The 25,267-nt window shown below is 37.0% G+C and carries 12 protein-coding genes; 8 read left to right on the top strand and 4 right to left on the bottom strand.

Annotated elements, in window-relative coordinates:
* Positions 1-7 precede the first annotated feature (7 nt).
* Together DFQ08_RS05835 and DFQ08_RS05830 are read left to right on the top strand one after the other, a co-directional pair.
* The gene (locus DFQ08_RS05835; protein ID WP_114308877.1) at positions 8-4,852 is read left to right on the top strand and encodes a T9SS type B sorting domain-containing protein; all 4,845 of its coding nucleotides are present in this window, start codon (positions 8-10) and stop codon (positions 4,850-4,852) included.
* Positions 4,853-4,994: 142 nt separating this feature from the next.
* On the top strand, positions 4,995-10,679 hold the full coding sequence (locus DFQ08_RS05830; protein WP_114308876.1) for a T9SS type B sorting domain-containing protein: 5,685 nt from the start codon (positions 4,995-4,997) through the stop codon (positions 10,677-10,679).
* A 10-nt stretch (positions 10,680-10,689) separates the two neighbouring features.
* On the opposite strand, the gene DFQ08_RS05825 is transcribed toward DFQ08_RS05830, so the two are convergent.
* On the bottom strand, positions 10,690-13,044 hold the full coding sequence (locus DFQ08_RS05825) for a T9SS type B sorting domain-containing protein (RefSeq protein WP_114308875.1): 2,355 nt from the start codon (positions 13,042-13,044) through the stop codon (positions 10,690-10,692).
* 259 nt (positions 13,045-13,303) lie between these two features.
* Between DFQ08_RS05825 and DFQ08_RS05820 the strand changes: the two genes are divergently transcribed.
* From DFQ08_RS05820 to uvrB, 3 genes are all read left to right on the top strand, one after another.
* Positions 13,304-15,388, top strand: a complete 2,085-nt coding sequence (locus tag DFQ08_RS05820) for a T9SS type B sorting domain-containing protein (RefSeq protein ID WP_114308874.1) — start codon at positions 13,304-13,306, stop codon at positions 15,386-15,388.
* Positions 15,389-15,422: 34 nt separating this feature from the next.
* Positions 15,423-17,912, top strand: coding sequence for a T9SS type B sorting domain-containing protein (locus DFQ08_RS05815; protein ID WP_114308873.1), 2,490 nt, complete (start codon positions 15,423-15,425; stop codon positions 17,910-17,912).
* 90 nt (positions 17,913-18,002) lie between these two features.
* Positions 18,003-20,003 carry an excinuclease ABC subunit UvrB gene (gene uvrB, locus DFQ08_RS05810; protein ID WP_114308872.1) on the top strand — a complete coding sequence of 667 codons (2,001 nt, stop codon included), beginning with the start codon at positions 18,003-18,005 and terminating at the stop codon, positions 20,001-20,003.
* 68 nt (positions 20,004-20,071) lie between these two features.
* On the opposite strand, the gene DFQ08_RS05805 is transcribed toward uvrB, so the two are convergent.
* Complete coding sequence (locus tag DFQ08_RS05805) at positions 20,072-20,473, bottom strand: TerB family tellurite resistance protein (RefSeq protein ID WP_114308871.1); 402 nt, start codon at positions 20,471-20,473, stop codon at positions 20,072-20,074.
* Between the two features lie 145 nt (positions 20,474-20,618).
* Here DFQ08_RS05805 and DFQ08_RS05800 point away from each other — a divergent pair, with 145 nt between their 5' ends.
* The gene (locus DFQ08_RS05800) at positions 20,619-21,416 is read left to right on the top strand and encodes an alpha/beta hydrolase (protein ID WP_317048374.1); all 798 of its coding nucleotides are present in this window, start codon (positions 20,619-20,621) and stop codon (positions 21,414-21,416) included.
* Between the two features lie 124 nt (positions 21,417-21,540).
* Positions 21,541-21,789 (top strand): DUF1456 family protein, encoded by a 249-nt coding sequence (locus DFQ08_RS05795; RefSeq protein WP_114309682.1) that lies wholly within the window; start codon positions 21,541-21,543, stop codon positions 21,787-21,789.
* A gap of 74 nt (positions 21,790-21,863) precedes the next feature.
* Here the strand turns inward: DFQ08_RS05795 and sucC are convergent, their stop codons facing one another.
* Positions 21,864-23,054: an ADP-forming succinate--CoA ligase subunit beta gene (gene sucC, locus DFQ08_RS05790; RefSeq protein ID WP_114308869.1), complete on the bottom strand. Its 1,191-nt coding sequence runs from the start codon at positions 23,052-23,054 to the stop codon at positions 21,864-21,866.
* Positions 23,055-23,193: 139 nt separating this feature from the next.
* Complete coding sequence (locus DFQ08_RS05785) at positions 23,194-23,850, bottom strand: hypothetical protein (RefSeq protein ID WP_114308868.1); 657 nt, start codon at positions 23,848-23,850, stop codon at positions 23,194-23,196.
* Positions 23,851-23,972: 122 nt separating this feature from the next.
* On the opposite strand from DFQ08_RS05785, the gene lysA reads away from it, so the two are divergent.
* Positions 23,973-25,178 carry a diaminopimelate decarboxylase gene (gene lysA, locus DFQ08_RS05780; RefSeq protein WP_114308867.1) on the top strand — a complete coding sequence of 402 codons (1,206 nt, stop codon included), beginning with the start codon at positions 23,973-23,975 and terminating at the stop codon, positions 25,176-25,178.
* The last annotated feature ends 89 nt before the right edge of the window (positions 25,179-25,267 follow it).

Below are 25,267 nucleotides of genomic sequence, written 5' to 3'. Positions count from 1 at the left end.
CCATTCCATGAAAAAGAAAAGTACCCTCTTATTTTTTGCTCTATTTCTTTATCTATTTAGCTATGCCCAGCAAATAACAACCGACAACACACAACAACCTAATACACTCATTCAAAACCTTGTAGGAAGCGACTGTATTACCGTAGACAATATCGCGTCCCCCATTAATGGGCAAAGCAATGCCATAGTAAGTTATGGTACATTTTATAAGGACAATTCAAATTTTCCGTTGCAAAGCGGATTAATATTATCTACAGGACGTGTTAACTCAGCTGGTAACACTGTAATTTCTGAAGATTTAAACGAAGGCCAAATCGATTGGGGCACGGATCCAGATCTGCTAGACGTCGTGGGAATAGATCAAACCCTAAATGCCACGACAATTGAATTTGATTTTTCATCACCAAATAACTTTATCGCCTTTAACTACCTCTTTGCTTCAGATGAATATCAGCAAGAATACCCTTGTAATTTTAAAGATGTCTTTGCTATTTTAATAAAAGAAGTTGGCTCCTCTGATTCTTATGTAAATATCGCGGTAGTTCCTGAAACGACAACGGAAGTAAGTACCAATTCCATTCACCCCAATATCACCGGATTTTGCGAAGCGGAAAATGAGACTTATTTTGAAGGGTATAATGTTGGGGACACTAATTTTAATGGACGCACAGCAGTTTTAACAGCAAGAGCAGATATCATTGCTAATACCAACTACCATATAAAATTTATTATTGCAGATCATATAGATCAACGTTTTGATTCCGCTGTATTTATTGAAGCTGAAGGCTTTGGAAACTCTATCGATTTAGGACCAGACCAAAGTATTTGTGGTAGCGACCTAACTTTGGAGGCAGATATTAACAATCCGGCAGCAACCTATACATGGTTTTTAAACGAAAATCCTATTGTTGGTGAAACTAATAGTAGCTTAGACGTTAATGTTTCTGGAACTTATGATTTAGAAATTTCCTTACCAACATCTAGCGGAACCTGTACCTTAAGCGATTCCGTAGAAATAGAAATTATTCCGTTTCAAGATGCAGCACCTATAGACACTTGGCTGGTTTGTAACCCCTTTGAAAGTGATGGGACCTTTACTTTTGATTTTACTGAAAAGAACGATGAAATCTATGCCAATCTGCCTTCCACAAATTACAACATCAGTTATCACCTTAATTTAGAAGATGCTGAAAACAATAGCAATGCCATTGTTGGTCCTTATGTCAACACTGAACGCTTAGAAACTATTTATGTTAGAATTGAAAGTTTAAGTGGCGACTGTCTTCAAATTGGTTTGTTTGATCTTATTGTTAGCGACTCGCCTGATTCTTTAGAATACACTATAGATGTTTGTAACGGCGAACTGGTAGAGCAAGTATTTGCTAGTTTAAATTACCTGAGTAATGTGGTTTCAAATTTTGACCTTAACACTACGGTTTATTTTTACCTTACCGAAGCCGATGCTTTAAATTCTGAAAATGAGCTTTCAGAATTTCCTAATTTAGAAAGTGAACCGGACCTCTTTTATGCTAAAATAGAAAGTGAGGCCTACATCTGCCCTTCTATAGTTCCTATTCATTTAGATTATATCCCGCAGACTGATCTTGGTATAGACCGCTATATTTTTGACTTATGTATAGATCCTAATTATAGCGAAGAAGAAAATGGTCAGACCTATGATTATGACAGTCTCGTAATAGACCATAATTTAGATTTTGTTTTAGAAACCTTTGAAAACGATTATCCTGGGGCTTATGCTATAATTGAACAACTGATCGGTTCTGGTAATCCTAGAATGCATGCTACAAGTAGTAATCAATTTTCAATTGCTGTTGCTATAAGGTATATTGATGAAAATTGTCCTACACGAATTCCGATGGAAATTCATAAAAATCTACTTTTTAATATTTTCGGGCGCGGTGTTATCATTCAAGAATGTGACGATCCTTCAAATGATGGTCTTATAGATGTTTTACTTTCAGAATTGATTGAAGAGCTTAAAAGCGGTTACAATCAAATTGATCTTGTTTTATATGAAACTGAAAGTGATCGCGATAACCAAATCAATCCTTTAAACCCAAATACCGTCCTTACTTTAGCTCACGAAGCTGTATTGTACGCTCAGAGCTCTAATAATGGGTGTACTTATAATTTTACGGTAACTCATTTTATTAATTCTGTCATTAACATTCCTCCAACAACGCTAGATTTTTGCGGTAACCTAGACCCTGTTACCAACCTGACCAGTATTGCCACTCCGGCTTTAAAAACAACATATCTGAATAATGCGAATATCGTTGGTTCAGTTAATTTCTATTTAAGTTATGAGGATGCTTTAAATGAAACCAATGAAATAACAGATACTTTTGAAACGAATGGGAACCAGCAGACCTTTTATTTACGTGTAGTGAATCAGTTTGCTGAAAACAATTGCCCTAGCATCACCACCTTAGAGCTCAATATAACAAGTGCCACAGAAGCAAGCGATCCACAGCCGCTTATTATTTGCGACGATGATCAAGACGGATTCAGCACAATAAACTTAGAGGCCGTTATTCCTGAATTAGCGAATAGTGCTACTGATCTTGATTTTTCATTTTACGAAACCTACGATGATGCTGTAGCCAATACCAACCCTATTAGTAATCCTAATCAATACAACACAGCGAGTATTGCTATTTTCATTAGAGCACAAGTTCAAGGTACCGATTGCTTCAGTATTTTTAACTACAACATTCAGGTGTATGCCAATCCGCAACTTCTACCTATAGCCGATTATATTTACTGTACGCCAGATGTAAATGCCGATCCTGAAATACTTTTAGAAACACAAGATTTCAGCATTATAAATGGGCAAACGGATATGCAAGTGCTCTATTTTGAAACCGAAAATGACGCTATAGACCGCATAAATGCTATTGATAAAGATGTTGCTTATCTCCCTGTAACCAATCCACAAACAATTTTTGTTAGGCTAGAAAATGCCTTAGGAAATAGTTGTTACAAAATAGCACCAATGCAAATCGAAGTGCGTCAGGCCCCTATTTATACCGTCCCGACAGATGTTTTTGAATGTGATGTAAATAGTACCGGTTTTGTGACGACTGATTTAAGCGAAAAAATATTAGAAATTCACCAAGGAAGTCCGACGGAACTCAACACCACCTTTCATCTTACACCATTAAATGCTGAAATGGGTTCTAATGCTCTTCCACTCAATTATACCTCGATAGCTAATCCGCAATTGATTTACGCTCGGATTTTAAATATCAACTCAGGTTGTTACGCTATTGAAACCTTTAGTATAAATACCTTAGCGCTTCCGGACGTCCAATATGGAAAATCATTAACCGCCTGTGCGAACAACAATGATTTTGCTTTAGAATGGAATTTAACGCAGATAGAGCTCGAAGTTTTAGAAGGACGCCAGTACAATATTGGCTTCACCTATTTTGAATCTGAAAACGATCTTCTGAGCAACAGCAACCCGATTTCAAATCCAGAAGCTTATACCAATATCACAGCTCCGCAAACCGTATACGTTAGAATTAATAATGCCACTACAGGATGTTTTGATTATGTGCCTTTTGAATTGATCATCAACAGTCCACCTGAAATCAATCCAATTTCAACCTATGCCCTCTGTGCTAATCCTGAAAACAGTGTAGACCTCAACGAGATTACATCGTTATTAGTAGATAATACTTATAACTTAGCGCTTCAGTATTTTTCAAATGAAAATGACGCACAGTCCAATACCAATCCTCTAAGTCTTAATCACATTTATACTAACACTGCTGAAATACTCTATGTTAGGTTAGAATACACCACCACACATTGTTACGCGATTCACCCAATTCAGCTTGAAATTTATCCGCTTCCTATAACGTATACACCAAATGCTTTAGAGACTTGTGATGACGATACGGACGGTTATGCTTTATTTCAACTGGACCAACAGAATTCTGATATTTTAGGCAATCAGAATCCAGACGATTATACGCTGAATTATTACACCACAGCAGAAGACGCCATTGCACATACCAATGCTATAAACACTTCGTATAATGCTTATAATGGGCAAATTATATATGTAAGATTGGAACACAACAGTACAGGTTGTTTTGCGACAACGCAATTCGCTGTGACGGTCAACCCTATACCCTTCGCTGCCATCACAGATCAGGTCCTCTGTATAAATGACGGGCCTTTGGTTGTCTCTGCTGATACCAATATTGCAACGGATACGTATTTATGGTCTACAGGGGCTAGCGCTTCTGAAATTGAAATCACTGAGGTAGGCACTTATACGGTGACAATCACCAATGCTTTAGGTTGCCAAAATAGTTCTACATTTAATGTTACAGTTTCGGAAACTGCTGAAATTGATGTGGTAGAAACCGTAGATTTTTCAGACCCAAACAACATCACCCTTAGTGTTCATGGTATAGGCAACTACCTTTATCAGCTTAACGATGACCCTTTCCAAAGTGCTTCCGTTTTTTACAATGTTCCTATAGGTCTCAATACTTTAACCGTTAGAGATCTCAATGGATGTGGAAACCTTAGTTATGAAGTTGTTGTCATTGACACCCCAAAACACATGACCCCTAATAATGATGGGGACTTTGATACCTGGCACATTACAGGTGTTGAAACGCTTCCGGGGACGGTAATTTCTATTTATGATAGAACTGGAAAACTGTTAACACAACTTCGTCACGATTCTCCAGGTTGGGATGGGCGCTACAATAACAGCAATATGCCAGCCGGAGATTATTGGTTTGTGGCCAATGTTATTCAAAACGGAGAACAATTTCAAGTTAAAGGCCACTTTGCATTACGACGATAAGCATTAAAACCTTGTTGTTCAACCTTTAAAAAGACAATTCATCATATAATATCCCCACTATTGGGGATTTTTTTATACTTTTTTACCACTTAAATTGCCTTGACTATTAAGCAACTCACTTCTTTAAAGGCACTTATTTTGTATGGTAAAAATAAATTACATATTCAGTTTAATCATTTGTTTTAGTGTTTGTCTTTACACCTATGGCCAACAAATTACAACTGATGATTTACTTCCTCTAGAGCAACTTATTCAAGACAACTTAGGTCAAAATTGTGTAGAGATTTCAAATATTGCTTCCACGGTAAACGGATCTATTAACGGCTTTAATAGCTATGGTTTTTTTGAACGGGGCAACTCTGACTTCCCTTTTCTTAACGGTATTGTACTTACCACTGGTAATGTAAATTCTGCTGGAAACACCTTAAATACAAGTCCGCTAAACGAAGGTGATGACGCTTGGCTTACGGATACCGATTTAGAAAATGCGTTGGGCATTTCTAATACCTTAAATGCAACCTCCATACAGTTTAATTTTATTTCTGTTGCCAATCAAATTCAATTTAATTATTTGTTAGCTTCAGAGGAATACCAACAAGAATACCCCTGTTTTTATTCTGATGGTTTCGCCTTTTTAATACGCGAAGCAGGGACCTCAGACTCGTTTAATAATATTGCATTAATTCCTGGAACGTCTACACCTGTAAATACCAATACTGTTCATGACGAAATTGAAACTTGGTGTTCTGCCGCCAACGAAGCCTATTTTGAAGGCTATAATGTAGGAGATACCAATTATAATGGAAGAACGGTGGTGCTTACCGCTACTGCTGCGATTATGCCCAATGTAGAATATGAAATAAAATTGGTAATTGCAGATCAGAGCGACCAAAACTTTGATTCTGCGGTATTTATTGAAGGGAATAGTTTTAATGCGAATGTAGACCTAGGCCCCGACATTTCCACCTGTGGGGATTCGGTGATGCTTAATGGTGATATTCAAAACCCTCAAGCCTCCTACCAATGGTATAAAGACAATACCTTAATAGATGGCGCAAACGCTAGCAATTTCGAAGCAACAGCTTCGGGTTCCTATAAGGTTGAGGTAACCATACAACTTGGCAGCACGTCTTGTGTTATTGAAGATGTGGTGGACATTATCTTAAATTCAGAACAAGCCTCCACACAAATTTCAGATTTTATTTATTGTGATGACCCTTCTAATGATGGCGTTGAAACTTTTGATCTTACCGCTAAAAACAATGAGGTCCTAGCCTCTGTTCCACCTTCAAATTACCTCATCAGTTATCACTACTCTAATGAAGATGCCCTAGATAATAACAATCCTATAACCACACCGATTGAAAATACGAGCTCACCACAACCCATATTTGTAAGAATTGAAGATGCCATTAACGGCTGTTTGGCTTATTCTACGTTTAATTTAGTGGTTAATCAGAAACCAGATTTTGTAGATCCCGATCCCATCATTGCCTGTGAAGACCCAACTTTAGACGGTTATACGCTTGTGGATTTAAACCTTGTAAATGATCAGATCATCAACGGCAACAATAACCTCTATATCACGTATCATTACTCGCTTCCGGAGGCCGATTTAGGAAGTAATCCTATTTTTTCGCCTTACGCCAATTTCAATACTTCCGAAACGCTATATGTAAGGATATACGATAGTACAACAGGCTGTTATTCCACAACTACAATCGACGTTCAATTTCAAGATACGCCACCGATTAACCTCAACGATCAATGGGTTGGAGCCTGTGCGCCTGAAAGTGAAAATGGCTTAGAGACTTTCGATTTGACAAGTATTATTGACAGCGTTTTACAAGGCGCCACAGGTTTAGACGTTAGTTTTCATATCACCTTGTATGAGGCACATAATAATATCAATCCCATTTCGGATCCTGAAAATTATCAAAATACATCGCCCTATTATCAGCTCCTTTATATCCGTGTACAAGATCCTGAAACAGGCTGTTATGCAGTGGTTAATTTGGAATTGTTTAGCAGTATTATTCAATCCGGATTTTCCCAAGATGCCGTTATTGTTTGCGATGATGTTTCGGACGATGGTATTGCCGATTTTAATCTTGTTGAGGTTCAATGGGATATTTCTAACGGGTATCCAGGATTTGAATTCTCTTTCTACTTGACGCCTGAGGATCGTGATAACTTAACCAATCCTATAGACAAAACCATTCCTTTTACGGTTTCTAATTACGGCACTACAATTTATGCCATTGCGAGTTCAGGGATTTGTGAAGACTATATTGATATTGCTTTAGAAATTTCTCCCGCTATTGTGTTAAGTCCGCAAACGTATGATTATTGTGATGAAGATGATGATGGCTTCACTACCTTAATTATGGATACGTTTAATAGTACAGCGAGTCAAGGTGTGCAAGCGGCCAACGTAAAATATTACCTTACGGAAGAAGACGCTATTAATAATGAAAATATTTTACCCGATTATGTTTACAACAGTAGCAATCCGCAATTGTTTTATATCCGAGTAACCAACTCCCAAACGGAATGTTACGATATTTCCACACTCCAAGTTAATATTGTAGGGGCTCCAACCATCTTTTACCCTGAGGCCATAATTGTTTGTGATGATGATAATGACGGAAGCTCCACCGTAGATTTTACCTCTAAAATTCCAGAAATGGTTAGTGCCACTAACGGGTTAAACTTTTCCTTTTATGAGGATTATAACTTAGCTTTAGAAGGTACACCCGAAAACGCCATTAGCAATCCGGATAACTTTACCACTGAAACGACGTATATCTATGCACGCGTAGAAAATGAGTCTAGTGGCTGTGCTAATCTTTCTGGCTTTTACGTTTATATAAATACCGTTCCTGAATTTATTCCGATTTCAAATTTTCAAAATTGTGAAGCTGATATTAGTGGTGTAGCCGACTTTTATTTCTATTTGAAGGATGAAGAAATTCTCAATGGACAAACAGGAAAACAGGTCTTGTATTTCGAAACCGAAGCGGATGCTATTGCGGGTACTAACTATATTGACAAATACACGGCTTATAACAACACTTCAAGTCCACAAACTATTTATGTCCGTGTAGAAAACCTCACCGACTCCAACTGTTTTGGGACCTCTTCCTTTGAATTAGAAGTTGGTTCCCTACCTATTTTCACACCTCCAACGGCATTTTTAGTCTGTGATGATATCAGTAATGACGGTGTTGCTACCGTAGATTTAAATGTGAAAATTGATGAAATTGTTACGGGAAGTCCAGAAATTTTAGATGTCAGTTTTCATCTGTCTCAGTTTGATGCCGAATCTAATAACAATCCTGTACCTCTTGAATTTACCAACACCACTAATCCTCAAGAGCTATATGCACGGATTTCTAACGGCACCTACTGTCAAGGAATTTCCGCTTTTGAAATCACCGTAATTTCAGCACCTGTTGTAAATCCTTCAATACCTTTAGAACAATGCGACACCGATTATGATGGTATAGTCACTTGGGATTTAACCATTTCTGAAATTGATATTTTAGATGTGAGACAAGACAATATTGAGGTTTCCTATTTTGAAACTGTTGACGATTTAGAGGCGGATACAAACCCTATTAACACTCCACACAATTATCAAAATAGCACCACACCACAAACGGTATATATTAAAGTTAATAATACCGTTAGCGATTGTTTTGTAATTGTTCCTTTAGATTTAATCGTAAACCTACCGCCATTGCTTAATGGTTTTGAAACGGTAGAAATTTGTGATCATCCTGCCGCCGAATTTAATTTTTCTAGCGTAGACAGCTACCTTACAGATCTTACAACGGATCTCATTTTTACTTATCATAATAATCAAGGTGATGCGGAAACCAATAGCAACCCCTTACCGCCTATCTATAACTATACGGAAACATCGCATTCTTTTGTGGCCCGAGTTACAAACGCGCTTACCGGATGTTATAGCACTTATCCGTTTGATCTTATAATTAACCCTTTGCCGGTTGCAAATTTACCAGACCCATTAGAAGCCTGTGACGATGTGACCAACGACGGCTCAGCCTATTTTAATTTAGAATCTCAGACTTCAACAGTTTTAGGGACACAAAACGCCAATGATTTTGATGTAAGTTACTTTGAAACACTCAACCATGCTGAAATCAATGAAAATCCTATTATTGAAACTAATACCTATTTAGGAACAAACACACAAGTTATTTGGGTTAGAATTGAAAATAATACGACCGGTTGCTACAACCTTACGGAATTTATATTAAGAGTAAATCCACACCCTAACACCCCACAACCGTTAGTGTATTGTGATACGGATTATGATGGCGAGACTCCTTTTAATTTAACTACAGCGCAAAGTGAACTCTTTGAAACGAGCAACCCTAACCATATTATAAGTTATTTTGAAACTGTAACCGATTTAGAAAACGATCTTAATGCCATTTCAAATCCTGAAAACTATAGCAACACAAGCAATCCTCAAACGGTTTATATCAAAGTTTTAGATACGGTTGCAAACTGCTATACTAGTGTCACGCTAGAGTTATACGTCAACCTTCCACCACCTATAAATACCTTTCAAAGTATTGAACTCTGTGATAACGACACGCAAACCTTCGATTTAAACACAATAAATACTAGAATTGTGGATAGCAATTTCAACGTGCTTATTAGTTATTACCCCTCAGAAACAGATGCCATAAATCAAACCAACGCATTAGAATCGCCTTACACTTACACGGATTCTAGCACCCAATTATTTGCACGTGTCGCCTATAGCACCACCCATTGTTATGTAATTTATCCGTTTGAACTCCGAATCAATCCAGTTCCCTTGGCCCTTGCTCCTGAAGACCTTGAGGTTTGTGATGACGATTACGACGAAGCGTTCAATTTTACATTACATGCGCAAACTGCAAGTATTTTAGGATTTCAAAATCCCTTAAATTACAGTGTAACGTATTTTAATTCAATTTTAGACGCCCATGAAAACAGCAATTCCTTAAATGCGAATTCTTATATAGGCTATAACAACGAAATAATAACCGCACGTGTAGAAAACAATCTTACCCATTGCTATAGTCTGGTCAATTTTTCATTGGTGGTACATCGAAAACCTTATGTGTTTATACCAACACAAGTGGTTTGTATTGATAACCTCCCTTTAATCGTTTCAGCAGAAACCTTTTTCGATACAGATCAATATTTATGGTCTAACAATAGCAGCAATTCTAGTCTAGAAATTACAGAAATCGGTACATATGCTGTTACTGTTACTTCGGAATTTGGATGTGCCACCACAAGTACTTTTGAGGTTATAGAATCGGCATCGGCCACAATAGAACTAACAGAAACTGTAGATTTTTCAGACCCTAACAACATCACTATTACCATTAGTGGTATTGGCAATTACCAATATATATTGGATGATGGAGAACCACAAGACTCCAATACTTTTGAAAATGTAACCTTAGGCTACCACACCATTACGGTAATAGATTTGAATGGCTGTGCTGAGGTTACCAAAGAAGTGGTTGTGGTGGATGCACCACCTTTTTTCACACCAAATGGCGATACCCATCACGATACATGGCATATTGTAGGAATTGAAACCTTACCAGGAAGTAAAGTCTATATTTTTGACCGTTACGGCAAGCTCATCTACCAATTAAGTTCAGAATCTTCCGGCTGGGATGGCACCTATAACAACCGTAATATGCCGGCTAATGATTATTGGTTCTTAGCTGAAATAAGACAAGGCAACACCTCTTTTGAAGTGCGTGGTAATTTTGCCTTACGACGGTAAGGAGCTCATTTTAACGTTTTAACCCTAAATGTCCGGTATATTTTTTGCCATTCTCCAACAAGGCGACATACCAATAATCATCACTTGGAAGTGCTTTACCATTAAACGTACCATCCCAAGTTTGCTGATTCGCATCTAAAACACTAACCAATTTTCCGTAGCGGTTAAATATATGTACCGATTCTAAAGAACGCCTAACAAACGAATCACCTACAACGCCCCAATAATCTGAATCGCCATCAGCATTAGGGGTAAAGAATTTAGGAAATCCTAATACGGATAGTTCTTGTAATATGGTTGCACAACCGTTTAAATCTCTCACATAAAGGGTATAAAATCCTTCAGCAAGATTAGTAAAAACAGGATCTTCTTGGTAAGGTCCAAATTCTGAATCTAAAGAAAACTCATAATCACCATCGCCTGAAACATTAATGGTAACGCTGTTATTTGGCGCTACACCTGTAATTGATACACTTTCAATAATCGCCGTATTTGAGGTCGTAACCGTAATAGTTCTACTTGAAGAGCATCCATTTGGATCTGTAACCACAACGGTATAAACGCCCGGTTCATTAATAGCATTAAAGGTTGTATTCACTTCCGTGAGCGCACCGTTAAACCACCATTGGTAATAATAATTATTAGGTAAGTCATTGCTCACCCCACCGTAAAGTGTAAGCGTTTCAGGATATAAATTAGTACAATACACAAGGGTTTCATCAGGAATTAACTGTGGTGTATAAACCACCTGCAATGCGACTTCAGAAATGCTATAACACTGACTCCCATTATTAACCTTTACGTAAATCGTTTGATTATAAGCCGTAGTATTTTCGTAACTTATAGGTAAGGCATTCGTTTCACTAAACGCATCGGCTTCTGTTTCGTAATATGACAGACTTGCTCCCGCAGGAATTTGATTTTCAACCGACGCTGCAATAGCACTAAGATCAAAAATAGCAAAACCATCAACCTCATCACCATCACAGCCATTTAAATCGGGAATATTCAAAGTGTTCTGAGAGGTCTGTAATTCTAATTCCACAACACTATAACAATTCGCATTGTTTACAATATAACCGTATACAACCTGAGAAGGTACTGTATTTTGAAAATCTTGAGCATCCTGAATCGGATTTGTATAACTGTGCGCATCTGCTTCAGACATGAAAAAATCAATAAGATTTACGCCATTATCAAAATTAGTGAGTTCATTAGAAGCTTCAAATAAGTTATAGGTAGATAAGCCATCGTCATTACTATCGCAAGCGACTAAAACGGCATCCGTCCCAACAGGCAAAGCACTGTATTCTACATCAATCTCACCATAAGAAATACAGCCATTGGCCAAACCAACTTCAACTGTATAAGTCCCCGCTTCTGTAACGGTATAAGACCCACAGTTTACACAATTGCTAGCTTCTGAAGCGACAAGAACTCCATCCTTATACCAATCGTAAGAAGGTGACCCGACTTCATTCACGGTAAGCTCTAAAGTTTCGCCTTCACAAAGCGCATTTTGCGTCGCTAATAAACGATTAGGTCCTAAATCCGTAGACAATTGAAAACTTCCCGCTTCTAAAAACACCACCGAATCGTAGCGGTAGTTTTGTTCATCGGCAATAACGAGTTTTACATGATAGGTTTCATTAGGAATAACATTTGCTGTTGCCGTTAACACCGCCGTCTGACCATTAAAATTGATCACGGCATTTCCGTCGTTATAATTTCCGAAGTAGGTTTCATTTTGAGGCGGACAAGCGCCATTAACACCCGGAGTTACAGTCGTTACTTTTACAGGCGTATTCGTATCAGGCACTAAAGCTATATTTTCATATTGTTGCTGAACCGAAGTGGGACGGATTAAAAACCCAAATAAATCGGAATAAGCACAACTATTGGCATTGCCTTCTTGATATTCTTCCGAAGCAAAAATATATCTAAAACTTATTTCTGAGGCTACCGAAGTAAAATCGAACTCTAAAATAGTGGCATTAGTCGTATTAGTTTCATTAAGCGCAAACTCTAGATCTAAGTCTCCTTCCCAATTGGAGGCATCATCATCACTAAGACTGAGGTTAGGTCCTGGCACATTTTGAAGTCTTCCTGTACTTAAGACCACGCCACTTTGAAAAGGAAAGTTTGTTCCGGTAGCATCAAAATAGCCATAACTTTCATCAGAACCATTAAAATTTCCACCTGAAACGTTAGTCACAGTAACATTGGAAATACAATTACTATCAATAAGGACATCTTCTATAAGTTGTTGTGCAGTGTAAGTAGCGCTATCAACTGAAATACTTTGGGCATAAGTACACAAGGTAAAGAAGAGTGCAAGTATAAGGGCTTGATTCTTAAGTGTCATTTTAATTTTTAAGGGATGGCAAAGATACATATCTCCTAGTGACCATAAATACCAAAAGATGTTAAAAAATAGCCTATCCTATGTAGTTATGGATTCTTCCCGACTTTTAACACCATATACCTGTTTACAAAACACATAATTAACTGACAATTAACCACATAAAAACCAAACTAAAACCCCTGAAGATTAACGTAACCGTTTGTTAACAAATAAACGAATTTTATTACATATTTTTGCCGACTATTTTTACCCATATAAAATGAAAAAATCAATCGTATTACTCGTTCAACTTGTCTTATTGTCTCATAGTGCTTTATTTAGCCATGCGTTTAATGTATCGCTTGAAGGCGTTGAAAACCTTAACTGTCCGGCACCAATCATTTCAAGCTTTAGTCCAGAAACAGGTCCTGTAAACACAAAGATCACTTTAAACGGAAGTTTACTTAATACGCTTTCAACAGTAGATTTCAACGGTATCACTGCTAGTTTTACCATTATAAGCGATTCAGAAATAAACATTACCATCCCCGAAGGTATTTCAGACTTTTCTACCATTACATTAACTACTAATGGAGGTTGTTCAACCACGACAACTAATAATTTCACCTTAATAAATGACACCTGTGGTACAACGGGTGATATTTATATCTCTGAAGTTTATGACTCTAATGGCGGAAGTTATGGCGTTATAGAATTGTATAATCCAACGAGTACTGCTGTGGATGTAGACGGCGTTTATGAAGTACAACGTTTTGGTGATATCGGAAATGCGACTCCGAGTGCCACAATCCCGTTAACAGGAAGCATCCCAGCTTTGAGTACTTATAGTATTGAAATGGGAAGTACAGGTAATGTTTGTAGTGGTATTTCTGCAGATGTTACTGTTAGTGCAGGGATTAATGAGGATGACGAAATTAGACTTGTAAAAACCGGAAGCGTTATCGATGTGATGTATACCGCAGAAAATATTGGTTATACGTTTATTAGAAATGCTGATGCTGCTGCTCCAAGTACTAGCTTTAACATCAATGAGTGGTTATATTTAGATAACGAAAGTTGTTCCGATTTAGGAACGCATACTGCTAATAACAATGCAACCTCTCCAACACTAAGCCAACCCGACTCAGTAAGCCTCTGCGAAAATGAAAACGCAACCTTCACAGTTTCTGTTGACAGCGGAAGTTATACCTACCAATGGAAAGTTTTAAATAGTGCTGGAGATTGGACAAACCTTAGTAACGATAGTAATTATTCTGGCGTGACCACCAATACATTAAGCATCGCTAATACGCCTTTTAGTTTTAATGGTTTGCAATATTATTGCGAAATCACCACTACTAGTTGTAGCCTCGTTTCTCATGCCGCATTATTAGAAGTTTTAAATCCGGAGGTGGATAACCTAGCCGACCAAACGGCTTGTTTAACTTATTCTTTACCATCTTTAACTCACGGTAATTATTACACAGGCATCAACGGTACGGGGACCCCACTTTTTGCCGGTGACATCATTTCAAGTTCTCAAACTATTTATATTTATACTGAAGTAGGAACGGCACCTAACTTCTGTTCTAACCAATCGAATTTTACCGTTACTATAAATGAAGCACCTGCAGTGAGTACGCTTGAAGACCAAGTTGTATGTGGACAATTTGAGCTTCCTAGTATTACCGATGGTAACTATTATACAGGGCCTAATGGTACAGGTACAGCATTAACTGCTGGAGACCTCCTTTTCACCTCTCAGGTCGTATATATTTTTAATATAGACAGTACGTCATCAAACAATTGTTCATCGGAAAGTGATTTTGAAGTAACGGTATATCCAGCAACCGATTTCACCTTAGATACCTCAAACATTTCTATTAACGGTGACACGCTAACCGTGACCATGACAGACAGTTCAATATCGTATTTATATGCGATTGATAATGCTGATTTTCAAACCGAGGCTGTAATGTCTTCAATCGCGGATGGGTTACATACCTTATATGTTCAAGATGCTAATGGCTGTGTTATAAAATCTATTGATTTTGAAATTTCAACACTCACGGAGACCCTCTTTATTCCTCAAGGGTTCTCTCCTAATAACGATGGTAAAAATGACTGGTTCAACATTCAAGGTTTATATGATGTGTTCCCTAATCATAACCTAAAAATTTATAACCGTTATGGCAGTTTAATTTTTGAAGGTAATAATAACAATAAGTGGTATGGAAGTGCTAATAGAGGTCTGTTGAAAACCAATAAAACTCTTCCTGTAGGTACTTATTTTTATGTACTACAATTAAATGAAACTGGAGCAAACTCAAGATCTTTCACAGGTTGGGTTTATCTCAATAAATAATATAGCATTCTATTTTTCACCTTAACTTAAAGTAATGAAACGTATTAATTTATTAACGCTGTGTCTTTTTATATTGTGTTTATGCGGCACAAATATTATTTCAGCAGTAACAGACATAGATCACAACACGAAACTTGACCTCTGTCCTGCTCCTATAATTAATAACTTCATGCCCCTAAGTGGTCCTGAGAATACCCTAATCACCATTACCGGAAACAATTTTAATAGTGCTGCTACAGTATCTATAGATGGCATCGATATGGCGTTCACCGTGCTTAACGATGCGGAAATAACAGCATTTATCCCTTCAGGACTTACGAGCAATGCTAATATTTTAATAGAAAGTAACGGCGGTTGTGTAGGGACATCATCCAACACTTTTACATTGGTTCAATCGGATTGTAGCACAGCTGATATTTATATTTCTGAAATTTATGATGCTTATTCCGGAGATTACGCGGTAATAGAACTCTACAATCCAAGCGCATCACCAGTGGTCATTGATAACAATTATGTCATTGTGAGATATGGAGATGTGGGGAATGCGACGCCAAACAACACGTTTGATCAAATTACAGGAACAATTCCGCCTATGGACACCTTTGTGATACAAATGGGAAGTGGGAATAACTGTAGCCCATTAGATGTCGATTTCAATATTTCTACCGGAATTAATGATAATGATGAATTTAAACTTTACAACAACGGTGTTCTTATTGATGTTGTAAATTCTCCTGACGAAAGAGGTTATACGGTCATTAGAAATGCCAATGCCCCGATCCCTCAAACCACTTACGATATAAGTGATTGGTTTATTGATTCTAATGAAAACTGTGCCAATTTAGGTTCTCATACAGCCGATCCTATTCCTGATAATACACCAAACCTAACACAGCCAACCTCAGTAAGTATTTGCGAAAACGGGACGGCAACCTTCACCGCTAACGAAGATTCAGGGAGTGCGACCTACCAATGGAACTACCTCAATGCTTCTGGCAATTGGGTTAACCTTACGGATAACGCTACCTATCAAGGAAGTCAGACGAGTACGCTTACAGTTTCAAATGCGACACTAGCTTTACATGCTACACAGTATTATTGCGAAATGACCACATCGAGTTGTACTTTAGTATCCAATGCCGCACAACTCTTTGTAGAAAATCCAAACGTTGATACCTTAGCAGACCAAACCGTTTGTACGTCTTACACTTTACCAAACTTAACGGATGGAAATTATTACACCGGTACTAACGGTACAGGAACAGCACTTTTTGCTGGCGATGTCATTACAACTTCTCAAACGCTTTATATTTATAATGAAGTAGGAACAGCGCCAAACAATTGCTCTAATCAATCTAGTTTTGAAGTTATTGTCAACGGTACTCCAAACGTTGATACCTTAGCGGACCAAAACGTTTGTACGTCTTACACTCTACCAAACTTAACAGACGGAAATTATTACACGGGTACTAACGGTTCAGGAACAGCTCTTTTTGCTGGGGATATTATTACAAGTTCTCAAACCCTTTATATTTATAATGAAGTAGGAACGGCACCAAACAATTGTACGAACGAATCAAGTTTTGAAGTTATTATTAATGGTACTCCAAACGTCGATACCTTAGCAGACCAAACCGTTTGTTCGACTTACACCTTACCTAGTTTAACGGATGGAAATTATTACACCGGTACCAACGGTTCAGGAACAGCTCTTTTTGCTGGGGATAGTATTACAAGTTCTCAAACCCTTTATATTTATAATGAAGTAGGAACGGCACCGGACAATTGTACCAACGAATCTAGTTTTGAAGTTATTGTAAATGGTACTGTAAACGTCGATACCTTAGCAGACCAAACCGTTTGTACGTCTTACACCTTACCGAGCTTAACGGACGGAAATTATTACACCGGTACCAACGGTACTGGAACAACCCTTTTTGCTGGGGATAGTATTACAAGCTCTCAAACGCTTTATATTTACAATGAAGTAGGAACGGCGCCAGACAATTGTACGAACGAATCTAGCTTTTCAATTGAGATTCTTCCTTCTACTGATTTTACCTTAGAAGCATCAAACATTACACTAAGCAATAACACGCTTACAGTAAACATGACGGATCTAACGCTAGACTATAGTTATGCCGTAGATAATTCAAGTTTTCAGACTTCAAACGTATTTACCAACTTAGCCGAAGGCGCTCATACCCTTTATGTTACTGATACCAATGGTTGTATCACTAAATCCTTAGCCTTTAATATCACCTTTGACCTTATCATTCCTCCATTTTTTACACCAAATGGCGATACGGTAAATGATTATTGGAGAGTTATTGATCGTAATCAAGTGGTAAAAGAAATCTTAATTTTTAACCGTTACGGTAAACTCATCACTCAACTTATTCCTACAACATCATCGTGGGACGGTTTTTATAAAGGGCATTTATTAGAAGCCAATGATTTTTGGTACCTCATTACCTTAAAAACTGGAGAACAATTAAGAGGGCATTTTGCATTGAAACATTAAAAAAAGACAGCCTTAGGCCTATTCTACTTTTAACAGCATTGTAACGTCTTTCTACTTAATATTATAAGCGCATTATTGTAACTTTGCATTATGCGATTTAAAATTGAGTCTGAATTCAAACCTACAGGAGATCAACCCCAAGCCATAAAAAAATTGGCTAAGGGAATTATAGACAATGAAAAATACCAAACCCTTTTGGGGGTTACGGGTTCCGGAAAAACGTTTACGGTAGCCAATGTTATTGAAGAAGTGCAACGACCAACTTTGGTTTTAGCCCATAACAAAACATTAGCGGCACAACTATATTCCGAATTTAAACAGTTTTTCCCAGATAATGCAGTAGAATATTTCGTGTCTTACTACGATTATTACCAGCCTGAAGCCTACATTCCGGTATCTGGAGTTTATATTGAAAAAGATTTATCTATTAATGAGGAAATAGAGAAGATGCGTTTAAGTACCACTTCCTCTCTACTTTCAGGCCGTCGCGACGTTATAGTTATCGCTTCTGTATCTTGTCTTTATGGTATTGGAAATCCGGTGGAATTTCAAAAAAATGTCATTTCTATTGAACGCGATCAGGTTATTTCTAGAACCAAACTCTTACACCAACTGGTTCAAAGTTTATACTCGAGAACAGAATCTGATTTTAAAAACGGAAATTTCAGAATTAAGGGAGATACCGTAGATGTGTTTCCTGGCTATGCCGACCATGCCTTCCGCATTCACTTTTTTGGTGATGAGATTGAAGAAATCGAAGCTTTTGATGCGCGAACCAATGAAATTATAGAACGCTACGACCGTTTAAATATCTACCCTGCCAACATGTTTGTAACATCACCGGACGTCCTAAATGGGGCGATAAAAGATATACAAGACGATTTAGTAAAGCAGTACGATTATTTTAAAGATATAGGAAAACACCTCGAAGCAAAACGTTTAAAGGAGCGTACGGAATTTGATCTAGAAATGATTAGAGAATTGGGGTATTGCTCCGGAATTGAAAATTATTCGCGGTATTTGGATGGTCGTCGTCCTGGGACACGCCCCTTCTGTTTATTAGATTATTTCCCCGATGATTTTTTAATGGTGGTTGATGAAAGTCACGTAACCATTTCTCAAGTCCATGCCATGTATGGTGGTGACCGAAGTCGGAAAGTCAACCTTGTTGATTACGGATTCCGTCTGCCTGCTGCTATGGATAACCGACCTTTAAAATTTGAAGAGTTTGAAGCTTTACAAAATCAGGTGATCTATGTATCTGCCACGCCTGCGGATTACGAGATGCAAAAAACAGATGGCGTTTATGTGGAGCAAGTTATCCGTCCTACGGGTTTGCTCGATCCTATCATTGAAGTCCGACCAAGCTTAAACCAAATTGACGATTTAATTGAAGAAATCCAAATACGTGTCGAAAAAGATGAGCGGACCTTAGTCACCACCTTAACCAAACGTATGGCTGAGGAGTTAACCAAATATCTCACGCGAATTTCAGTGAGAACACGCTATATTCATAGTGATGTAGACACCTTAGAACGTGTAGAAATCATGCAAGATTTAAGAAAAGGGGTCTTTGATGTTTTGGTTGGAGTTAACTTACTCCGTGAAGGCTTAGATTTACCGGAAGTCTCTTTAGTTGCTATACTTGATGCCGATAAAGAAGGCTTCTTACGTTCAGCAAGATCCTTAACCCAAACCGTGGGTAGAGCAGCAAGAAACTTGGAAGGAAAAGCGATAATGTACGCGGATAAAATCACGAAAAGTATGGAAAAAACCATCAGTGAAACCAACTACCGTCGTGAAAAACAAATTGCCTATAACACCAAACACAAGCTTGTTCCTAAAGCATTAAATAAAAGTTTAAACAGTACGTTGAGTCAAAATTCGGTGAGTACCTATAAAACCGAACTGGACGCTAAAATTGCAGCAGAACCTGAAAGTGAATACTTAACAAAAGGGGAACTCGAAAAGAAAATTAGAGAAACAAGAAAGCTTATGGAGCAGGCCGCGAAAGCCTTAGACTTTTTAGAAGCGGCACGTTTTAGAGATGAAATTACAGCCTACCAAAGTAAATTAGAGAAAGTAAAATAAGATTTCTATAAGTAAAACAGTGTTGTTTATACTGATTTAAAACCTATTACTCAAGGGCTTAAATTGGATTAATTGTAGTGCACTTTAAAAATATCGATCAGAAAATCTGCGGGAACCATGTTATTAGGAAAACTTTCCATAAGGTCTAAGACCCGGTTTATAGACTCATGACTTAAACCCATACGAAGTCCGAAATTGTGAATTTTAACCCACTGCTTAGAACTGATATGCTCGCCAAAATCCATCAAAAGCACTAATCTGTGAAACTGGACAATGCGCTCACTATGGGATTTTAAATGTACATTGGTTACAGGATGATCTAACAAGTATTGAAAATCAGCTTTAGAAATATCTAACTGTTTAGCAATACTATATAAGAAATGATATTCAAAAGTCTCAATACGATCTTCAGTTTGAGCAAAGGCTATCATTTCAGAAAGTAAGTTTAGTTTTTCAATACGATTTGTCATGATTCAAAGCTTTTATTTTATTGTAAAGTTAAATAGATGGTAGATTTTATTGTCGTTGATATAATGTATCTTGTCGAAAAATTGAACGTACTTAATCGGTGATATTAAACGTTTATCAAAATAAATTGATGCTTAAAGCATGATAATGAAGCCTTTACTCAAATTTATATTTATTTTATTTTCGCTACAACTAACGAGTCAAACTGCTGATATTGAGAATGTTACAACTTTTACTATTGAAGTTCCTCAATTAGAAACCACGAAAAAAATTTGGTTGTATTTACCTACAAATTATTCAAAATCGGAAAAAGCGTATCCTGTGATTTATATGCACGATGCTCAAAATTTATTTGATGCAGAATCTTCTTATGCGGGTGAATGGAAAATTGACGAATATCTAAACGGTTTAAATGAACGTGAGAGTATTATTGTTGGCATAGAACACGGCAACGAAAAACGCATTGAAGAATTAACCCCCTACAAGAATGCTACCTATGGTGGTGGCCAAGGTAAAGCCTATATAGAATTTATAAAAAACAACTTAAAACCTAAGATTGATTCGACCTACAACACGCTTCCCGATGCTTCAAATACAACCATTTTCGGTTCGTCGTTAGGTGGTTTAGTTTCCTTCTATGCAGCTATGAAATACCCTGAGACCTTTGGTAAAGCCGGTGTATTTTCGCCTGCGTTTTGGATAAATCCTGAAATTTTTACCTTTGTAAGGTCTATTGAACTCCCAGGAACCACAAAATTATACTTTTTAGCGGGTACAGATGAAGGAGAAAACATGCTTCCTAAAATGGAGGCTATGATTCACTTACTAAAATCTAAAGGTTTAAAGGACGAACAGCTAGAACAGCGGATTATTGAAGGCGGACAACATAATGAGCAGTTATGGGCTTCAAATTTTGGAACTGCTTACCAATGGCTTTACGATTAAAACGTACCTTTGCCCTACCTTTGTATAATGAGGGATTTTGAAATCTTAACATAACCAACCGCGAGAAACCGTATAACTATCTAATAAACGTTTCTGTATGGCTACAGAACGAAATTTACAGCTTATGACTAACAACGACATTTTTAAAAAATTAAGAGTAGCCCACAAGCTACGTGACGACGATATCGTAAAAATTTTAGAACTCGTAGATTTTAGAATTTCTAAGAGTGAATTAAATGCACTCTTTAGAAATGAAGATCACCCGAAGTATATGGAGTGTGGCGATCAAATTTTAAGAAATTTCCTCAACGGATTAATTATTCATTTAAGAGGTCCACTACCAAAGAAAAAGCCTGCAAAACCTTCTAAATAAAAAAAGAGCAACATTACTGTTGCTCTTTTTAATGATATAACCTTTTAAGTTTTTCAACTTATCAGTCTATTAGCTTATGCTAATACTTCTTGAACTTTATCTGCCGCTTCTTGGAATTCAGTTGCACTCATAACATCTAAACCAGAATTATCAATTAATTCTTTAGCGATGTCTGCATTTGTTCCTTGTAAACGTACAATGATAGGAACATTAATATTCCCCATGTTTTTATAAGCATCGATAACTCCTTGTGCCACACGGTCACAACGTACAATACCACCAAAGATGTTAATTAAGATCGCTTTTACAGCTGGGTCTTTTAAAATAATTTTAAAAGCCGCCTCTACTCTAGCCGCATCAGCAGTACCTCCTACATCTAAGAAGTTTGCAGGTTCACCACCAGCTTGCTTAATTAAATCCATAGTTGCCATAGCTAAACCAGCACCATTTACCATACACCCAACGTTTCCGTCTAAGTCTACATAGTTTAAACCTAAAGCACCTGCTTCAACTTCAATTTGGTTTTCTTCACGTAAGTCACGTAATTCAGCTAAATCTTTATGTCTATATAAGGCATTAGCATCTAAAGTTACTTTAGCATCAACAGCCATTATTTTGCTATCACTTGTTTTTAAAACAGGATTAATTTCAAATAAAGACGCATCAGACTTGTCGTAAGCTGTATATAAAGCTGTAACAAATTTTGTCATTTCTTTAAAAGCAACACCAGATAAACCTAAATTAAAGGCTACGCGACGTGCTTGAAATGGTAAAATACCTGTTGCAGGATCGATTTCTTCAGTAAAAATTAAATGTGGTGTTTCTTCAGCAACAGTTTCAATATCCATTCCACCTTCTGTAGAATACATAATCATGTTTCTTCCGTTACCACGGTTTAATAATACAGACATATAATATTCTTCTGGCTCAGAATCACCAGGATAATAAACATCTTCAGCAACTAAAACTTGGTGCACACGTTTACCTTCCGCAGAAGTTTGAGGTGTTACCAAATCCATTCCTATGATTTGTCCTGCAATGTCTTCAACTTCCTGAAGGTTTTTGGCCAATTTTACTCCACCACCTTTTCCACGACCACCTGCATGAACTTGTGCTTTAATCACATGCCATCCTGTAGCTGTTTCAGCTGTTAATTGCTTAGCTGCTTCTACAGCTTCTTTAGCACTTTGGGCTACAATACCACGTTGAATACGTACGCCAAAACTGCTTAATAATTCTTTTCCTTGATATTCGTGTAAATTCATTTTTTATCAGAAATTTATTGGTCGGACAAAAATAAGCATACTAATAGTTTTTAGCAATAAATTTTCTTAGAGATTTAAACTCTAGTGGTTTTGCTAAAAAACAAGACTTCTCCTTAATATTAATAGCGTTATTTAAATCTTAAATTTTTAAATCTTTAATCACTGAAAAAGCCTTGTCAACTAAGTAATCTTCAACCACTACAGTAAATTCGTTTGTTGTAGAAACCACTTCATACAAAGTTATATTTTCCCAAGCTAAACGTTTAAATATTTGATAATATAAGCCGACCACTTTAGAGTTTCCATTGGGTAAATAGATACTAATGGCCGATAATTTATCTTGAGACCCTATTTGCGTTTCTTTTTTAAACGTTTTTAGAATATGCTCTTTTTCTGAAGTCGAAATAATAATATTACTCTCAAACATCCCACGCGTAAAGGCATAAAAAATCTGATGATTGGCACTAATACGTTCTAAAATTTTAGAATGACTGTTGATTAACGTTTTAGAATTCTGAAACGTAAAATCACTTAAATTAGAACGCACAGTAATATCTCCTAATTGATGGAATGCCCGTTTTAATCGGTCTTTATTTTCAAGGTTTATCGGTTGCTGAAAGCGCCTTAAAGCCATCATAATAGCCCCATCTTTAACGGGTTTACGCAACATTTTTGAAATGGGCTCGTTTAAGTCTTTCGCTAGAGCCGAAAAATTAATGATCTGACGCGATAAGCCTTCTTCTAAAAAAGGACTTGAGACTATAATCTCTTGAACACAGGATGCAATTGTTTTCATATTGTTATATATATAACATTTTGTGTAAAAATAACAATTTTTTCACATTTCTATGTTTTACCTAAGGATTAGAATTATTTTTGCCTAAAAAAAGTCCAAGAACCCTAATATAACATTTAAAGATGGAACAAAACACCTTATTACAAATTGCGAAGGATTTCGGGAGTCCTGTATATGTCTATGACGCCGAAAAAATCGAATTTCAGTACAAACGATTAACCAAAGCATTTAGTAAGGTAAAGTCTTTAAAACTGAATTATGCCGTTAAAGCGCTCTCTAATATTTCGATATTAAAATTATTTAATTCTTTTGGTTCTGGTATTGACACCGTGTCTATCCAAGAAGTTCACTTAGGATTAAAAGCCGGATTTAAACCTGAAAACATCATTTTTACGCCCAACGGGGTCTCTTTAGAAGAGATTGAAACCGTCGCTAAATTAGGGGTTCAAATTAATATTGACAACCTATCTATATTGGAGCAATTTGGAACTAAGCATCCTAAAATTCCAGTATGTATTCGTATTAATCCTCATGTTATGGCTGGAGGAAACACTAACATTTCTGTTGGACATATAGACAGTAAATTTGGAATCTCTATTCATCAAATACCACTTTTACTTCGTATTGTAGAAAATACTAAGATGAATATCAACGGGATTCATATGCATACCGGGAGTGACATCCTTGATATTGATGTCTTCTTATATGCGAGTGAAATTTTATTTGAAACGGCTAAAAATTTCAAAACCTTAGAGTTTATAGATTTCGGTTCAGGTTTTAAAGTACCTTATAAAACAGGAGACATTGAAACCAATATTGAAGAATTAGGCGAAAAATTATCAAAACGTTTTAACCAATTCTGTAAAGAATATGGGAGACCATTAACCTTAGCCTTTGAACCCGGTAAATTCTTAGTCAGTGAAGCGGGTGTATTTTTAGCAAAAGTGAATGTGGTGAAACAAACCACATCAACGGTTTTTGCACAGATAGACTCTGGTTTTAATCACCTTATCCGCCCAATGTTATATGGGTCTCAACATGATATTGAAAACATTAGCAACCCTAAGGGGCGAGAACGTTTTTACTCGGTTGTAGGTTACATCTGTGAGACAGATACTTTTGCCAATAACAGACGTATTTCTGAAATTAATGAAGGTGATATGCTCTGCTTTAAAAATGCCGGAGCCTACTGTTATTCTATGGCTAGCAACTATAATTCCCGTTACAGACCTGCTGAAGTTTTACTTTATAAAGGGAATGCGCATCTCATTAGAAAACGTGAAACCTTTGATGACATCTTAAATAACCAGGTTGAAATTGCCTTATAATCGCTTTGAATTGCGTTAAAGTTTTGTGTAATTAGAGCACAGCGTATTAAGGTTTTAAAACTATCTTTGAGTGGTTTTAAACCTTAACT

Origin of the sequence: Winogradskyella arenosi (assembly GCF_003337305.1) — a bacterium.
GTDB lineage: Bacteria > Bacteroidota > Bacteroidia > Flavobacteriales > Flavobacteriaceae > Winogradskyella > Winogradskyella arenosi.
This window is presented reverse-complemented; position numbering and strand designations above follow the sequence as displayed.

What these genes read in the sequence shown, in the direction of transcription:
- DFQ08_RS05835 (WP_114308877.1), top strand. Translation starts at nt 8, where the DNA reads ATGAAAAAGAAAAGTACCCTCTTATTTTTTGCTCTATTTCTTTATCTA.
- DFQ08_RS05825 (WP_114308875.1), bottom strand. Translation starts at nt 13,044, where the DNA reads ATGACACTTAAGAATCAAGCCCTTATACTTGCACTCTTCTTTACCTTG.
- DFQ08_RS05815 (WP_114308873.1), top strand. Translation starts at nt 15,423, where the DNA reads ATGAAACGTATTAATTTATTAACGCTGTGTCTTTTTATATTGTGTTTA.
- DFQ08_RS05805 (WP_114308871.1), bottom strand. Translation starts at nt 20,473, where the DNA reads ATGACAAATCGTATTGAAAAACTAAACTTACTTTCTGAAATGATAGCC.
- DFQ08_RS05800 (WP_317048374.1), top strand. Translation starts at nt 20,619, where the DNA reads ATGAAGCCTTTACTCAAATTTATATTTATTTTATTTTCGCTACAACTA.
- sucC (WP_114308869.1), bottom strand. Translation starts at nt 23,054, where the DNA reads ATGAATTTACACGAATATCAAGGAAAAGAATTATTAAGCAGTTTTGGC.
- lysA (WP_114308867.1), top strand. Translation starts at nt 23,973, where the DNA reads ATGGAACAAAACACCTTATTACAAATTGCGAAGGATTTCGGGAGTCCT.
- DFQ08_RS05820 (WP_114308874.1), top strand. Translation starts at nt 13,304, where the DNA reads ATGAAAAAATCAATCGTATTACTCGTTCAACTTGTCTTATTGTCTCAT.
- DFQ08_RS05795 (WP_114309682.1), top strand. Translation starts at nt 21,541, where the DNA reads ATGACTAACAACGACATTTTTAAAAAATTAAGAGTAGCCCACAAGCTA.
- DFQ08_RS05830 (WP_114308876.1), top strand. Translation starts at nt 4,995, where the DNA reads ATGGTAAAAATAAATTACATATTCAGTTTAATCATTTGTTTTAGTGTT.
- DFQ08_RS05785 (WP_114308868.1), bottom strand. Translation starts at nt 23,850, where the DNA reads ATGAAAACAATTGCATCCTGTGTTCAAGAGATTATAGTCTCAAGTCCT.
- uvrB (WP_114308872.1), top strand. Translation starts at nt 18,003, where the DNA reads ATGCGATTTAAAATTGAGTCTGAATTCAAACCTACAGGAGATCAACCC.